Source organism: Lacinutrix mariniflava (genome assembly GCF_001418015.1).
GTDB lineage: Bacteria > Bacteroidota > Bacteroidia > Flavobacteriales > Flavobacteriaceae > Lacinutrix > Lacinutrix mariniflava.
In genome coordinates, this window is record NZ_LIQG01000032.1 from 127,043 (window position 1) to 143,550 (window position 16,508).

Genomic DNA, 16,508 nt, shown 5'->3' on the forward strand with positions numbered 1-16,508 from the left:
TTTTAGAGGTTTTTAGCCAAGAAATAAGTAGAGACCAATACCGAAAATATAGAAGCAATAGTAGTTAATGTCTGCGTTGCCGTCTCTCCACCACCCAAAGCCTTTCTTTTTAATGGTTTTACTAAAATAATATCATTAGACTGAATATAATAGTAAGGCGATTGCATAGCAACAATATCTGTTAAATCAATACTGTGTATTTTCTGTCCTCCAGGATATTGCCTAATAATTTTCACATCTGTTCGGTCTCCTGTATTTTTTATATCACCAGCATTGGCTAGAGCTTCAATAATATTTACACGATCTTGAAATAAGGTATACACTCCACTTCCTCCAGTCTCACCTGTTATTGTATAGCGTAAACCTGCCATTTTAATCGTTATAAATATTTGAGAAACGTCTTTAAGGTATTTATCTAACAAGGCTTGTTTTACTTTACTATTGATCTCGTCTGTAGTATAACCCAAAACATTTATTTTTCCTAAAATAGGAAACTCTATATTACCATGTAAATCGACTGTAAAACCACTAAAATAAAGTGCTTCTTGTCCTCCTCCTGAACCTTGTTGTTCAACAGGTTGAAAAATGGCTAACAATTCTGTAATTTCACTGTTAGTCGATTTTATATTTATGCTTAATATATCGTTAATTTGAAGTCGATAGGGCTTACCCATTTCTTTTAACAATAATGAATCATTAACAACCGTACCTTTATCCTGAAGATAAACCACATCTTTGTTAGTAATACAAGAAGAGCATAATACACTGAATAGTATAGCAATAGCTACTATAAATTTATTCATTTTTAGGTGCTTTGATTTATCACAAATATAGCCTTTCGTCGTGAATAACAAAACTTTTGTCGGATTTTATGGTTTTTTATCCGTTATTTCAAAAATGACCGATAGTTTTGAATACAATCCGTTCAAATTTTGATTTCTTTTTTTAAGAATGAAGAGCCAAACTTATACAAGCTCTTTTAGTTTTTTGTCCGTTATTTGTAAAAAAACAACCATTGACTTATTTAACTGTTGAAAGTATATCGAAATCTTATGGAGAGTTAACACTCTTTGAAGACATCTCTTTTAGTATCCATAAAGGCCAAAAGGTCGCATTTGTTGCCAAAAATGGCACAGGAAAAACATCTATTTTAAATATTCTTGAAAAAACTGACGAGCCAGATTCTGGAAATGTTATTTTTAGAAAAGATATTAAAGTCTCTTTTTTACCTCAAGAACCTTACTTAAATAGTGAACTTTCTGTAGAAGACACTATTTTTAATAGTGACAATCCTATTCTTGATGTTATAAAAAACTACGAGAAAGCACTTTTAAATCCTGAAGATGCAGATGCTTATCAAATAGCATTCGAGCAAATGGACATACAAAATGCTTGGGATTTTGAAACACAATACAAGCAAATTCTTTTTAAACTGAAGTTGGAAGACTTACAACAAAAAGTAAGTAGCATGTCTGGAGGCCAAAGAAAACGTCTCTCTTTAGCTAATGCCTTAATTAATAAACCAGACCTTTTAATTCTTGATGAGCCTACAAACCATTTAGATTTAGAAATGATAGAATGGCTAGAAGAGTTTTTTGCAAAAGAAAACATGACCTTGTTTATGGTAACGCACGATCGTTACTTTTTAGAGCGTGTATGTAATGAAATTATAGAACTTGATCAAGGCGAATTATTCTCTTATAAAGGAAACTACTCTTATTATTTAGAGAAAAAAGAAGCTAGAATAGAACAAGAAAGTGTTGAAGTTGGCAAGGCCAAACAACTTTTTAAAAAGGAATTAACCTGGATGCGTCGCCAACCAAAAGCACGTACTACAAAGTCGAAATCAAGAATAAGCGATTTTACAGAGATTAAGCATAAAGCTAGCCAACGTAGAAACGACCATGAAATTCAACTAGAATTAAACATGGAACGCTTAGGTAGTAAAATTGTAGAGCTTAAAAAAGTATCTAAATCTTATAAAGACAAAGTAATACTAGACGGCTTTAACTACATGTTCCAAAAAGGTGAACGTGCAGGAATTATTGGAAAAAACGGAACGGGAAAGTCGACATTTTTAAATATTTTAACGGAAAGTGCACAACCAGATTCTGGAAAGATAGTTATTGGAGAAACGGTAAAGTTTGGTTACTATACGCAAGGTGGTATTACTCCAAAACCCAACCAAAAGGTTATAGATATTGTTCGTGAGTTTGGTGACCATATTCCTTTAAAAAAAGGAAAACAAATTAGTGCACAACAATTACTAGAGCGTTTTCTTTTTGATAGAAAAAAGCAATATGATTTTGTCGAAAAACTAAGCGGTGGAGAGCGTAAGCGTTTATATTTATGTACTGTTTTAATACAAAATCCCAACTTTCTAATTCTCGATGAGCCAACAAACGATTTAGATATTGTAACCTTAAACGTATTAGAAGCTTTCTTATTAGATTTCCCTGGTTGCCTTTTAGTAGTCTCCCATGATCGATATTTTATGGATAAAATTGTAGATCACCTCTTTATATTTAGAGGAGAAGGCGTTGTAGAAGATTTCCCTGGAAATTATAGTGACTTTAGAGCTTACGAAGACAGTAAACCTGTAATATCCGATGTTTCTGAAGAAGAGAAAAAAGAAAAGAAAAACTGGAAAAAGAACAACAACGTAAAGCTATCGTATAACGAACAGAAGGAATACAAAAACTTAGAAAGCAAAATAAAAACGTTAGAATTTGACAAAGTTGAATTAGAAAAAAAATTCTTAAACCCAGAGCTTTCTACTGAAGAGATAAATAAACTTTCGAGTAAACTACAGTCCATTATTGATGGTATTGAAGAAAAAGAAATGCGTTGGTTAGAATTAACAGAGAAACTGGAAGGTTAAAATAAGTTTTCAGTGCTCAGTAGGCAGTAAACAGTCACTTACTCTTGCTTAACATTCTTTACAGTCTTCAGTAGCCGTTTATAGCTACTTACTCACAAGTAATAACTTAATGTTAGATATTTAATTGAAAATAAAAACTTTAATAACAGAATATTAATCATTCCCGATTAAGTGCTCTCCTCTTATTTTAAGAGGAGAATGAATTCAAATTTCCACAAGAAATTTCAAGAAAGAGGAGTTAAAACATAAAGATTACCGCTGGAGTTTATCTTGAGCGCAGTCGAAAGACGAAATAAAAATGCTAAACCAAATAATAGCCTACATAAAATTCTTACTGCGTTCTACCAATCAACATGGCGTACACTCTCCATTTGTGTACAACCTGATTACTAAATGTTTTTACGACAAATCTAAATACCCACAGTATAAAGAATTAGCATTCTACAAGAAGGTTCTAAATAAAAGTAAACAAAATATTGATGTTACAGACTTAGGTTCTGGTAGTCGCGTTTTTAAATCCAATCAGCGGTTAGTTTCTAAAATAGCACAGAAAGCAGGCGCTTCAAAAAAAGAATCAAAACTTCTGTTTCGCTTAGTAAATTACCTTCAAATTAATACTATTTTAGAATTAGGTACTTCTTTAGGTATTGCAACGCATGCTATGAAATTGGGTAATCCAGAAGCTAAAATTACAACTATAGAAGGTTGTCCTAGTATTTCTGCTTTTACTAAAGATACATTTGGGCAATTCGACTTAAAAAAAATTGAGATACTTACTGGTGATTTTAGCGACGTTATTAAACCTTTGATATCAAATACATATCAATTAATTTATTTTGACGGCAACCATAAAAAAGAAGCAACTTTAAATTATTTTGAAACTTTACTTCCTACAGCAACTAATGATACTGTTTTTATTTTTGATGATATTTACTGGTCTAAAGACATGACCGAGGCTTGGGAAATCATTAAAAAGCACCCACAAGTAACCGTTACAATAGACACCTTTTTCTGTGGCTTAGTCTTTTTCAGAAAAGAACAGAAAAAAGAACATTTTAAAATAAGAGTTTAATTATGTTAATACCTATTCTCGCATTATTTGGATTATTGCTATTAGCTAAAGCATTTGTTTCTGTTATTAATCGCAAACGAAAATTTAGAAACAATAAAACTAAATTTAGAAAAAAAATGAACCGTAAGTAGTCTCATTTATTTTAATCAAACTCATTAACATCCCTTGACTTCTTATTATAATTATAATTGGTTTGATATTGTTTTACTTTTATAACAAAAAGTTTAAATAATTTCTGCTCAAAACTTTTAACTTTTCAACTTATAACTTTTAACTTCGTAGATATGAACCTTCCGATCTAAAATCTTTGAAATTTAACAAAATGATCAAAAGGAAGTAACATGTGACCAATCGTAAATAAAAAAAATAAAAACACATGAAAGTATATACAAAAACAGGAGATAAAGGCACCACTGCCCTATTTGGTGGTACTCGTGTTCCAAAACATCATATTCGAATAGATAGCTATGGTACTGTAGACGAACTTAATTCACATATTGGGCTTATTCGTGATCAAGATATCAATCAGCAATACAAAAACATTTTAATTACTGTTCAAAACAAACTATTTACTGTAGGTGCTATTTTAGCAACAGATCCAGAGAAATTAGTTTTAAAAAACGGAAAAGAGCGTTTAAACATCAATAAAATCTCAGCTGAAGATATTACCCTATTAGAACACGAAATGGATGCTATGAATGAAGCACTTCCACAAATGACGCATTTTGTATTACCTGGCGGACATCAAACAGTGTCATTCTGTCACATAGCACGCTGCGTCTGTAGAAGAGCAGAACGTTTAGCAAGTGCATTAAACGAATTAGAGCCGTTTTTACCAGAAGCTCTAATGTATTTAAACCGTCTATCTGACTACCTTTTTGTATTGGCACGAAAGTTGTCTCATGACTTGCAAGCAGACGAAGTAAAATGGGTTCCTGAAAAGCATTAGAGCTATACAGCAGCACAATCTTGAGTACTGTGATTAAATAACACTGCAAGATATTTAGTATCAAATAGTTTCAGTGAGAAATGACGTTCTTTTTTATTACTGAAAAATAATTCACTTTTTTCTTGCCTATCAAAACTAAAAATTTATTTTTGCAAAAAATAAACCTATTAAGAAATGTATTGGACATTAGAATTAGCATCTCATTTAAGTGATGCACCTTGGCCTGCTACTAAAGACGAACTTATCGATTACGCGATTAGAACTGGAGCACCTTTAGAAGTTACTGAAAATTTACAAGCAATTGAAGACGAAGGAGATTCGTACGACTCGATTGAAGAAATCTGGCCAGATTACCCTACAGATGAAGACTACCTCTGGAACGAGGATGAATACTAAACACGTTGTAACACAACCAACTAGTATTTATTAAGACGAAGCACGACTTTGTCTCTACATAAGAAAAGAAAAAAAGTCTCAATTTGAGACTTTTTTTGTGCTTTAAAATTTAGCCAACCACAGCTAAAAACGTATATTTAAGCCCTTAATATTTAGATGTAAATAACATTTAAAAACGAAGGCACTTCGACTGCGCTCAGTGAGACAGTTGGCAACATAATTAAAATAACAAATGTCATGTTGAGCGCAAGCGAAGCACTTATGACAAACAAATACAAAACTAAGTTTTACCTAGACTAACAATCGACAGGTAATATTTAACCAAATAAAATAAAACTATGAGTTTTTTAGATTCCGTACTAAAGCTATTTGTTGGAGACAAATCCAAACAAGATGTGCAAGCCATATCACCTTTAGTAGATAAAATTAAATCCTTTGAAGCTGCTTTAGAAGCATTATCTCACGATGAGTTAAGGGCAAAAACAGCAGAATTTAAAGCTATTATTGCTGAAACACGCAAACCTTTTAACGCCCGTAAAGATAAATTAAAAGTCGAAGCAGCTGCTACAGAAGATATAGACAGACGTGAAGACATCTATCAAGAAATTGATAAAATCGAAGACGAGTCTTACGAAGCTGTTGAAGAAACTTTAAATACTATTTTACCTGAAGCTTTTGCCGTAGTAAAAGAAACAGCTAAACGTTTTACAAATAATACTCAAATTACAGTTACTGCTAGTGCATTTGACAGAGAGATTTCTGGAACTGGAGACTATGTAACTTTAGATGGAGACCAAGCAACTTGGGCTAACTCTTGGGATGCCGTTGGGAAACCAATTACTTGGGACATGATCCATTACGACGTGCAACTTATTGGTGGTATTGCCATGCACCAAGGTAAAATTGCAGAAATGCAAACTGGTGAAGGTAAAACCTTAGTAGCAACCTTACCTGTTTACTTAAATGCTTTAGCCGAAAAAGGTGTGCATTTAGTAACAGTAAACGACTACTTGGCAAAACGAGATATGGCTTGGATGGCTCCAATTTTCCAATTCCATGGTATGACAATTGATTGTATCGATTACCACAAACCAAATAGTGACGGCCGTAGAAAAGCATATAATTCAGACATTACTTACGGTACAAATAACGAATTTGGTTTCGATTATCTACGTGATAATATGGCAAATTCTCCAGACGATTTAGTACAACGTCCACACCACTACGCCATTGTAGATGAGGTAGATTCTGTATTAGTAGATGATGCTAGAACACCATTAATTATTTCGGGTCCAATACCAAAAGGTAACGAGCATGAGTTCGATGCTTTAAAACCAAAAGTTGAAGACATTGTTTCTGTACAACGTAAACAATTAACACAAACTTTAGTTGAGGCTAAAAAGTTAATTGCAGATGGTGATACTAAAGAAGGTGGTTTTCAATTATTAAGAGTTTATAGAGGTATCCCTAAAAACAAAGCATTAATTAAGTTTTTAAGTGAAGAAGGCGTAAAACAAATTCTTCAAAAAACGGAAAACCAATACATGGCAGACAACAATCGTGAGATGCCAAAGGTTGATGAAGCTTTGTATTATGTAATTGAAGAAAAAAACAATCAGATAGAGTTAACAGATAAAGGTGTAGAATACATCTCTGGAAAAGACAATCCAGATTTCTTCGTGATGCCAGAAATTGGTATTGAAGTTTCTAAAATTGAAGCTAAAGGCCTTTCTTCTGAAGACGAGGCGAACCTAAAAGAAGATTTATTTAGAGAGTTTGGTATAAAATCTGAACGTATTCACACATTAAATCAGCTATTAAAAGCATACGCTTTATTCGAAAAAGACAACCAATATGTTGTTATGGAGAATAAAGTAATGATTGTAGATGAGCAAACTGGTCGTATTATGGATGGTCGTCGTTATAGCGATGGATTACACCAAGCGATTGAAGCAAAAGAAAATGTAACAATTGAAGATGCAACACAAACTTTTGCCACTGTAACACTTCAAAATTTCTTTAGAATGTACCGCAAACTGTCTGGTATGACAGGTACTGCTGTAACAGAAGCTGGCGAGTTATGGGAGATCTATAAATTAGATGTTGTAGAAATTCCTACAAACAGACCAATTGCAAGAAAAGATAAAGAGGATTTAGTTTATAAAACTAAGCGCGAAAAATACAATGCAGTTATAGACGAAGTAACACGATTATCTCAAGCAGGTCGTCCTGTTTTAATTGGTACAACTAACGTTGAGATTTCAGAGTTATTAGGAAAAATGTTAAGCATTCGTAAAATAGACCACAATGTCTTAAACGCAAAGCAACATAAAAAAGAAGCAGATATTGTAGCACAAGCTGGTAATGCAGGACAAGTAACTATTGCTACAAACATGGCAGGTCGTGGTACAGATATTAAATTAAGTGAAGAAGTAAAAGCCGCTGGTGGACTAGCCATTGTTGGTACAGAGCGTCACGATTCTCGTCGTGTCGATAGACAGTTAAGAGGTCGTGCTGGTCGTCAAGGAGATCCAGGAAGCTCTCAGTTCTATGTTTCTTTAGAAGATAATTTAATGCGATTATTTGGTAGCGAACGTATTGCCAAAATGATGGATAAAATGGGATTACAGGAAGGTGAAGTGATTCAGCATTCTATGATTTCTAAATCTATTGAACGCGCACAGAAAAAAGTAGAAGAAAATAACTTTGGTGTTCGTAAACGTTTATTAGAATATGATGATGTTATGAATGCGCAACGTGAGGTTGTTTATAAACGTCGTTTCAATGCCTTAAATGGAGAACGTCTACGTGTAGATTTAGCAAACATGATTTTCGATACGTCGGAAGGCATAGCTGAAACTAATAAAGGAGCAAGTGATTTCAAGAATTTCGAATTCGAATTAATTCGTTACTTCTCAATGCCTTCTCCTATTACTGAAGCTGAGTTTGGAAAATTATCTGCTACAGAATTAGCAAAACGTGTTTACACTGCTGCTTTCGATCATTACAAAGCAAAAATGGAACGTAATGCAGAAGTTGCTTTTCCAGTAATTAAAGATGTTTACGAAAACCAAAGAGACAAGTACAAGCGTATTGTAGTTCCTTTTACAGATGGTGTAAAAACATTACAAGTTGTTACAGATTTAGAAAAAGCATACGAATCTCAAGGTAAAGAACTAGTTAACGATTTTGAAAAAAATATTACACTTGCCATTATTGATGATGCTTGGAAAACGCATTTACGTAAAATGGATGAGTTAAAACAATCTGTTCAATTAGCTGTACACGAACAAAAAGATCCTTTATTAATTTATAAATTTGAAGCTTTTGAATTGTTCAAAACAATGATTGACCAAGTTAATAAAGATGTTATTTCTTTCTTATTTAAAGGTGAATTGCCAAGTGAAAACCAAAGTGCAATTAGCGAAGCTAGAGAAGTAAAGAAAAAAGATAATTTACAAACTCAAAAAGACGAGATTCCTAATCTCGATGAGCGTTCTGCACAAAACAGACAAGCAGGGAATACACAACAACAAAGACAAGTTGTAGAAACTATTGTTCGCGACCAACCAAAAATTGGACGTAACGATAAAGTAACTATTAAACATGTAATGAGCGGTGAAAACAAAACCGTAAAATACAAACAAGCCGAACCTTTAGTGGCTAAAGGAGAATGGGTTATTGTTAATGAGTAACACAACTCCTGCAAAGGCAGAAATTTTAAAATTAAAAACCCGAAACATAAATGTTTCGGTTTTTTTGATTTTAATAAGTTAGTGAAATTGTCAATTATTTTATTACTAACTTTGTTTTCCCAAATCAATAAACCTATTATGAAAAAACATTACTTTTTTACAATTGCTTTTAGTGTGCTATTGTTAGTATCACAATTTACAAATGCACAAGGCACAGAAACCTTTGACAATGAAAATGCTGGCTCTAGCTCCTTTTCTGAAAACGGTGGATTAACATTCAATATTACTAGTTCCACAGGAGAGGATTATGATGTTTTTGAAGATGGCTTCGCTAATAGTGACACTTCTCCTGGATCATCAGACCAATGCTCTAATTGCGGTTGGAACGGAACAGCTTCTGATCAAAAATTTGTTGATCTAACTGGTACCAACAATAATAATGGAGATGGAAATGGAAGTAGTTTTACAATAAGTTCTGCAGACGGAACAGACGTAACAATTAAATCTCTTTATTTATTTTGCTCTACTAATGCCATAGGTGTGCACTCTGGAGACTTAACAATCACTGGAAAAAAAGATGGAAATCCTACTCCTGTTTACGAATTCGTCTTTTCTGGAACTTATGCAAACCCAACTACTTTTACTCCTAACAATGGTTTTACATTTATAGATATGGCTTCAACAGATAGCGTAGACCATAGTAATACAAATGTAGATGAAATTACATTTACGTCTTCTGGGAATTTAGACTATATGGCATTAGACACTTTTACTTGGGGAGCATCAACTCTTTCTAATAATGACTTTAAAATAGCTAATAAACCTAGTCTTTTTCCTAACCCAGCTAAAGAAACAATAACAATCTCTAATTTAGAAACTCCTACTAGCTACTCAATAATTAATATTTTAGGTAAAACCATATCTACTGGTAACATAAACAATAACGGTACTATTAATATATCAAAACTATCAAATGGTGTTTATTTTATAAAATTAAAAACAAACGAAGTGATTCGTTTTATAAAACAATAAATAATTTTATTTTTAAAAATAAAAAATCTCAATTAAATAAATTGAGATTTTTTTTTAACATTCCGTTAAAAAGTTGATGCACAAATAGCTCCTCTCCTATTTATGAAGTATTCATTTTTATTTCGTAATTTTATTAAATCAACTAACTAAAAAAACATGATTAGAAACATACTCGCAACTATAGTTGGCTTTATAACTGCAGGAATAGTAGTCTATATATTTGAAACCTTAATTGGCCACAGTCTATTCCCATTGCCAGATGGTGCAAAACCTGAAGATATGGAATGGATTAAAAACAATATGACCAAATTACCAACAGGAGCAAAAATATGTGTTGTAGTTGGGCACTTTATGGGTATTATTAGTGGTATGTTTATAGCTGGATTTATTTCTAAAACAAGTATGATTCCTGCTTACATTGTAGCTGTTATTATGATCTTAGCTACTGCATTTGTAACCTTTCTATTACCAAAAGAAACATGGTTTATTATTGCTGAAGTTATTGGTGTAATTACTAGTTTTTATTTTGGAAAAACATTGGCACAACGTAATGTTTTTAATTAATGTTAGACAAAAATATATAGTTATAAATATAGTATCTAATTGCGTAGCAACTTATAATTGAAACATTCTAAATTAATATTACCCATAATTGTAATCTCTCAGTTTTGTTGTACATCACTCTGGTTTGCCGGAAACGGAGTAATAAACGATCTCATAGTAAACTTCAATCTTAAAGCGACAGCTTTAGGACATTTAACTTCTGCTGTACAATTTGGTTTTATTATTGGTACACTCCTATTTGCTATATTAACCATTGCAGATCGCTTTTCACCTTCCAAAGTCTTCTTTATAAGTGCGCTACTTGGTTCTTTATTTAATTTAGGTGTAATATATGAAGGCAACACATTAACAAGCTTACTTATACTGCGCTTTCTAACTGGTTTTTTTCTAGCAGGCATTTATCCTGTAGGTATGAAGATAGCTGCCGATTATTACGAAAAAGGACTTGGCAAATCGCTCAGTTTTTTAGTTGGCGCCTTGGTTTTAGGCACAGCTTTACCACATTTATTAAAAGAAATAACAAATACATATCCTTGGGAATCTGTATTAATTACAACATCTACACTTGCTTTACTTGGCGGTTTATTAATGATAGCCCGAGTTCCAAATGGTCCATATCGTAAAGTGAGCCAGAAAACAGACTTATTAGCCTTTTTTAGCATTTTTAAAAACAGAACATTTAGAGCTTCAGCCTTTGGTTATTTTGGGCACATGTGGGAACTGTATACTTTTTGGGCATTTGTTCCTTTTATGTTAAAAAAATATAGCGAATTTAATACTTCAGTAGTATTTAATATTCCCATGCTATCATTTGTTATAATTGGAATAGGAGGATTAGCTTGCGTAATAAGTGGTTTTATCTCTATAAGAATAGGCGTAAAAAAAACAGCGTTTATAGCTTTACTTTTATCAGGTATATGCTGCTTAGTATCTCCCATAGTTTTTACAACACAATATGAAACCCTATTTATTGCTTTTCTTATTTTTTGGGGCATGGTTGTTATTGCAGATTCTCCACTATTATCTACATTAGTAGTAAAAAATGTGCCAGCAGAAATAAAAGGCACAGCACTTACTATTGTAAATTGTTTAGGGTTTTTAATTACAATAATAAGTATTCAATTTATTACTGTACTCACCGAATTTACAGACTCCAATAGTATTTTTTTAATTTTAGCAATAGGACCACTTTTCGCTTTGGTTTCATTGAGAAAAAAAAGCAAAACCGTCTTTTCACAATCTTAACAATGGGTAATATTAGTTTAAAAAAATTAACTTAGCACATAATAGTACTCATAATAAGTCTTTTAAAAGTAAGTACATTTAATTAATCTAACCCTAATGGACAAGAGATTAAACCCTCAAACTACTGCTATAATAGCAATAAATAGTGATGAGATTATATACCAATTTAACGCAGGAGCAGAAACCCTATTAGGCTACTCTGCTTCTGATATGATTGGCTTAAAGAAAACTAATTTCTTTTTAGTTGAAGAAGAGTATCAAAATTTCAAAAAAGATATTGCTTCTCGATATAGTATTAAAGATTCAAATTTTGATCCTTATCAAGTTTTAGCTAAAAATAATGATTATGATTCTCGTGAATGGACTGTTGAAAGAAAAGATGGCTCTACATTTATTGCACACTCTACATTAATACCCTTAAAAACGGATAGTGGAGAATCCGTTGGATTTATGCGAATATTAAAAAACGTAACTGATCAAAAGCAAATTGAATCGGAGCTATTGCGAAAAAATCAAGTTTTAAATACCGCTGAAAAAATAACCATGACAGGTAATTGGCAATGGGATACTGTGATTAATAAAGTAGAATGGTCCAGTAACCTATTTAATATTTTTGAAGTAGACCCAAATGAAAGTTTAAACTTTGAGACTTATTTTAGTTTTGTTCACCCGGAGGACAAAGAAATTGTTAGCATATCTTTTGAAAAATCTATAAACGATAAGAAATTTTACGATCTGTTGCATCGTATTAAATCTACAAGTGGTAAAACAAAAACAATTCAACTTCTTGGAGAGGTTATTACAGATAACAAAGGCCATGTTATTGAAATTATAGGAACCTGTCAAGACGTAACTGAGCAGCGTATGGCAGAAATTAAGTTTAAAGGACTTTTAGAATCTGCTCCAGATGCTATGGTAATAGTTAATGATAAAGGTAAAATACAGTTAATTAATAAGCAGGCGGAGAAATTGTTTGGCTACCAATCTGAAGAATTAATAAATAAACCAGTAGAATTACTAATTCCAAAAAGATATAAAGATAAACACACCTCCCATCGTGATCTATTTTTCAACATACCAAAAACAAGAAAAATGGGACAAGGAAGAGAACTTTATGGTATTAATAAACAAGGTCTAGAAATACCTATTCAAATAAGCTTAAGCCCTCTTAAAACAGAAGAAGGTTTACTTGTTTCTGCAGCAATAAGAGATATCACATTTCAAAAAAAAGCAGAAAAGAAAATATTAGAAGCCAATGACAGCTTAGAAGTATTGGCAAAAAAACTTACTACGCAAAACATACAATTAGCCGATTTTGCACACATAACTTCACATAATTTACGTGCTCCTGTTAGTAATCTAAATTCTTTATTAGATTTTTATAAAACAGCAGAATCAGAAGGTGAAAGAACTATTTTATTCGAAAAATTTGAAATTGTTATAAATCACCTTACAGAAACTTTAAACACATTAATTGAAGCATTAAAGACAAAAGACGACAGTGATATCGAAATAGAAATGCTTACATTTAATGAAGTCTTAAATAAAACAAAAGAAATTCTTTCTGGTCAAATTTTAAAAACTGACACAAAAATAACTAGTGATTTTACAACAAATCCAAATATTAAATATAATAGAGTTTATTTAGAAAGTATTTTTCTTAATTTAGTAGGCAACGCTATTAAATATAAATCTGAAGATAGGTCACCAGAAATTTTTATTTCTTCTGCGTTAGAAGATGGTATTCAAAATCTCAAGTTTAAAGATAATGGTCTAGGCATTAACCTAGAAAGGCATGGACATAAAATCTTTGGATTAAACAAAGTGTTTCATAGACACCCAGACGCCAAAGGCGTAGGTTTATTTATGACAAAAGTACAAGTCGAATCTATGGGAGGAAAAATATCTGTAGAAAGCGACGTTAATGTAGGTTCAACTTTTAAAATTAATTTCAATGAATAAAGTAATGACTAAAAATTTTAATTTTTGTATTGTTGATGATGATGATATTTATCAATTCACTATGAAAAAAACTATAGAATCTCTTAATCTAGCAAAAAGCATCATTGCTTTTTCAGATGGTGAAGAGGCTTTAAATTTCATGATTGAAAATCTTAATAAAGATGACGAACTTCCTGATATTATTTTGCTTGATATAAACATGCCTATAATGGATGGGTTTCAGTTTATGGAAGAGTATATTAAGATTAAACCCAACTTAGGAAAAAAAATAACGATATATATGGTGTCGTCTTCTGTTGATATAGCAGATATTGAAAGAGCAAAAAGAATAAGTGATATTTCAGATTATATCATTAAACCTATTAAAAAAGGGAAATTACAATCTATTATTTCAAAATTACTTAGTGAGTAAAAGATAACAACTATTAAGCAATACAACTTACCAATAATTAGAAACGTAAATAAAGTTTACAATCCCAAAATAACTTCAGGATTAACAGTGTTTTTCTTATAAAATTCTAAATCTGTTATAGAACACACTCCTGGATAGTCACCAAAATTATCTTGCAAGTCTTCAATAATTTGAAAATGTAAATGTGGTGCATAATCACCGTTTACCTCAGCTGCACCTAAATAAGCAATTGTTTCGCCTTGCTTTACCTTATCTCCCAATTTTAAGCGCTTCAAAGATTCGCGAGACAAATGTCCGTAAAGTGTATAAAACACAAAACTATCTAGCTCATGTTTTAAGATTACTGTTGGTCCATAATCGCCATAATTAGTATTATCCTTAAAACTATGTATTTCGCCATTAAAAGCTGCTAAAACCGATGTTCCTGCTGCTATCCATAAATCTAAACCAATATGAATGTTACGTTCGGTTTCAGGATTTGGGTTATTAAAATAATCGCTACGATTATAAATACCACGTTTTTCAAGGTAACCACCAAAAGCTACTTTTTTGTTTCTTTTATTAAGGTAATTGGTAATATAGGTGTCCCAATCTTTAGAAGATGAAATATCGAAGTTTTGTAAGTCTGTATTAGCTTCAGATAAATCGATTGGTGTGTAGTCACTTTTAGAAATAGAAGCATCGATTACACATATATTTTGTGTACCGAAAGCTGTCAAGCGTGTTTTAAAATCTTTTGAATTCATATTTAATACGTAAAAACGATCATTCATATTGAACTCAAAAATAAAATTTATTCAGCAATAACGTTGCTATACTTTGCATTAATTACAATGGTTTTATTAGAATCTCCAGTGTTTGGGTTATGCTTAATTGTTTTATTGTTTGTTTTCTCCTTATTAAATTTTGATTGATTACCTTTAAAATACAGGTTATAATTTATTGATTTTGGTAAGTTTAAAAGCGCATCGCTATTTTCTAAAACAATATTAAGGTTATTAAAATCTTCTGTAATATTCTGTACATACAAATCTCCAAAACTACCATCTATAACCGAGTTTCCGCTTAAATTCTCAATATCGATATTAGAAGATACCGCATTAAGCATTAAATCTTTAGCAGACTTAATAATGGTTTTAGAAGCATAATTCAACTTTAAAGCACCTGCATTCCAAGATTGAATAGAAGCATTAGAGTAAGAAATATTGATGGAAGCGTCGCTTCCATCAATACTATTAGCTAAAAATTTACCGTGAGAAATAGTAATGTCTGGATTACTAATTACTGAAGCCATTTTAAGTTCTCCATGCCTAACATTAAGCTTTAATTTTGCTTTTTTAGGCATTTTAATCTTTATTATTTTTTTAAAATCTTGAGTTTTTTTCGAGTCATCAAAAAGGTTTTTAGATTTTGAATCTCCAAACGCAGCTTCCATCTTTTCCTCGAAAGCCTTACCAAACTCCTCTCCCCATTTTTCCATTGCCGGCGCTAATTTTTCTTCAAACTGCTTACCAAAGTCTTCTCCCCATTTCTCCATTTTCTTTTCAAAATCTTTACCAAAACCTTCCTCAAAAGCTTTTTCAAAATCTTTACCAAAGTTCTCTCCCCAATCCTCCATTTCCTTTTCGAACTTATCCAAATCAGATTGCTTGATGCTTTTAGCCCATTGGCGCATTTCATTTTCATAATCTTCACCATATTCTTTTCTGTACTTTTTACTCCAAGAGTTTAAATATGGCTCACCTTCTTCTTGGTATTTATCAAAATCGAAATCCATATTATAGTTACCATCTGGAGATTTTGGAATACGCAATACTTTTAAAGCTTCTGGTAAATCTTTTAAAGATTCTAAACCACTTAAACCTTCTAATAAAGGACCTAAATTCAAGTTAAAATCCATATTTGATAAAGCCTCAATAGACTCTTCATCTAGAATATTAATACTCATGTCGTCCGTCCACAATCCTTGAGAACCTTTAGAGTTAATTGTTATTTTATTTCCGTTTCCATCGATATCTAAATCCCAAGCTTTCAACGCTAATTTAAGATCTTCTTTACTCAATTTGTTACTTTCAATATAAGCTTCAATCTCAACGTAGTCTTTATTCCAAGTATCTACCTCGATATTGGTGTGGCTAGCATCTAAATAGATTGTAGATTGATTACTTGCTTTTAATGTTTCCTTTGTTTTAGTCAATCTGTTTTGCGCTAAGGCACTACAGGTTACAAATAAACAAAGCATGCTGATATATATATGTTTCATGTTTTTATTTTTTTGATTTGTTGAAAAAAATTTCAAC

Annotated in this window: 13 protein-coding genes; 10 read left to right on the top strand and 3 right to left on the bottom strand. The window is 31.9% G+C overall.

What is annotated here, in order from left to right; genetic code table 11:
* Window positions 1-2: 2 nt before the first annotated feature.
* Window positions 3-803 carry a polysaccharide biosynthesis/export family protein gene (locus tag ASC44_RS16595; RefSeq protein ID WP_055448739.1) on the bottom strand — a complete coding sequence of 267 codons (801 nt, stop codon included), beginning with the start codon at window positions 801-803 and terminating at the stop codon, window positions 3-5.
* Between the two features lie 212 nt (window positions 804-1,015).
* Here ASC44_RS16595 and ASC44_RS16600 point away from each other — a divergent pair, with 212 nt between their 5' ends.
* The 10 genes from ASC44_RS16600 (at window position 1,016) to ASC44_RS16645 (ending at window position 14,208) form a co-directional block, all read left to right on the top strand.
* Window positions 1,016-2,881, top strand: coding sequence for an ABC-F family ATP-binding cassette domain-containing protein (locus ASC44_RS16600; RefSeq protein WP_055448740.1), 1,866 nt, complete (start codon window positions 1,016-1,018; stop codon window positions 2,879-2,881).
* Between the two features lie 298 nt (window positions 2,882-3,179).
* Window positions 3,180-3,953, top strand: a complete 774-nt coding sequence (locus ASC44_RS16605; RefSeq protein WP_055448741.1) for an O-methyltransferase — start codon at window positions 3,180-3,182, stop codon at window positions 3,951-3,953.
* 376 nt (window positions 3,954-4,329) lie between these two features.
* On the top strand, window positions 4,330-4,902 hold the full coding sequence (locus ASC44_RS16610) for a cob(I)yrinic acid a,c-diamide adenosyltransferase (RefSeq protein ID WP_055448742.1): 573 nt from the start codon (window positions 4,330-4,332) through the stop codon (window positions 4,900-4,902).
* A 174-nt stretch (window positions 4,903-5,076) separates the two neighbouring features.
* Window positions 5,077-5,298, top strand: a complete 222-nt coding sequence (locus ASC44_RS16615) for a DUF2795 domain-containing protein (RefSeq protein ID WP_034057512.1) — start codon at window positions 5,077-5,079, stop codon at window positions 5,296-5,298.
* Between the two features lie 338 nt (window positions 5,299-5,636).
* Window positions 5,637-8,993, top strand: coding sequence for a preprotein translocase subunit SecA (gene secA / locus ASC44_RS16620; RefSeq protein ID WP_055448743.1), 3,357 nt, complete (start codon window positions 5,637-5,639; stop codon window positions 8,991-8,993).
* 138 nt (window positions 8,994-9,131) lie between these two features.
* Window positions 9,132-10,025: a T9SS type A sorting domain-containing protein gene (locus tag ASC44_RS16625; RefSeq protein ID WP_055448744.1), complete on the top strand. Its 894-nt coding sequence runs from the start codon at window positions 9,132-9,134 to the stop codon at window positions 10,023-10,025.
* Window positions 10,026-10,181: 156 nt separating this feature from the next.
* Window positions 10,182-10,589, top strand: coding sequence for a hypothetical protein (locus tag ASC44_RS16630; RefSeq protein WP_055448745.1), 408 nt, complete (start codon window positions 10,182-10,184; stop codon window positions 10,587-10,589).
* A 57-nt stretch (window positions 10,590-10,646) separates the two neighbouring features.
* A complete protein-coding gene (locus ASC44_RS16635; RefSeq protein WP_055448746.1) occupies window positions 10,647-11,834 on the top strand; it encodes an MFS transporter in 1,188 nt (395 codons plus the stop codon).
* Window positions 11,835-11,930: 96 nt separating this feature from the next.
* Window positions 11,931-13,796, top strand: a complete 1,866-nt coding sequence (locus tag ASC44_RS16640) for a PAS domain-containing sensor histidine kinase (protein WP_055448747.1) — start codon at window positions 11,931-11,933, stop codon at window positions 13,794-13,796.
* A 4-nt stretch (window positions 13,797-13,800) separates the two neighbouring features.
* A complete protein-coding gene (locus ASC44_RS16645) occupies window positions 13,801-14,208 on the top strand; it encodes a response regulator (protein ID WP_055448939.1) in 408 nt (135 codons plus the stop codon).
* A 56-nt stretch (window positions 14,209-14,264) separates the two neighbouring features.
* Here the strand turns inward: ASC44_RS16645 and ASC44_RS16650 are convergent, their stop codons facing one another.
* The gene (locus tag ASC44_RS16650; protein ID WP_055448748.1) at window positions 14,265-14,954 is read right to left on the bottom strand and encodes a peptidoglycan DD-metalloendopeptidase family protein; all 690 of its coding nucleotides are present in this window, start codon (window positions 14,952-14,954) and stop codon (window positions 14,265-14,267) included.
* Between the two features lie 47 nt (window positions 14,955-15,001).
* The gene (locus ASC44_RS16655; protein ID WP_152973363.1) at window positions 15,002-16,471 is read right to left on the bottom strand and encodes a DUF4097 family beta strand repeat-containing protein; all 1,470 of its coding nucleotides are present in this window, start codon (window positions 16,469-16,471) and stop codon (window positions 15,002-15,004) included.
* Window positions 16,472-16,508: the final 37 nt, after the last annotated feature.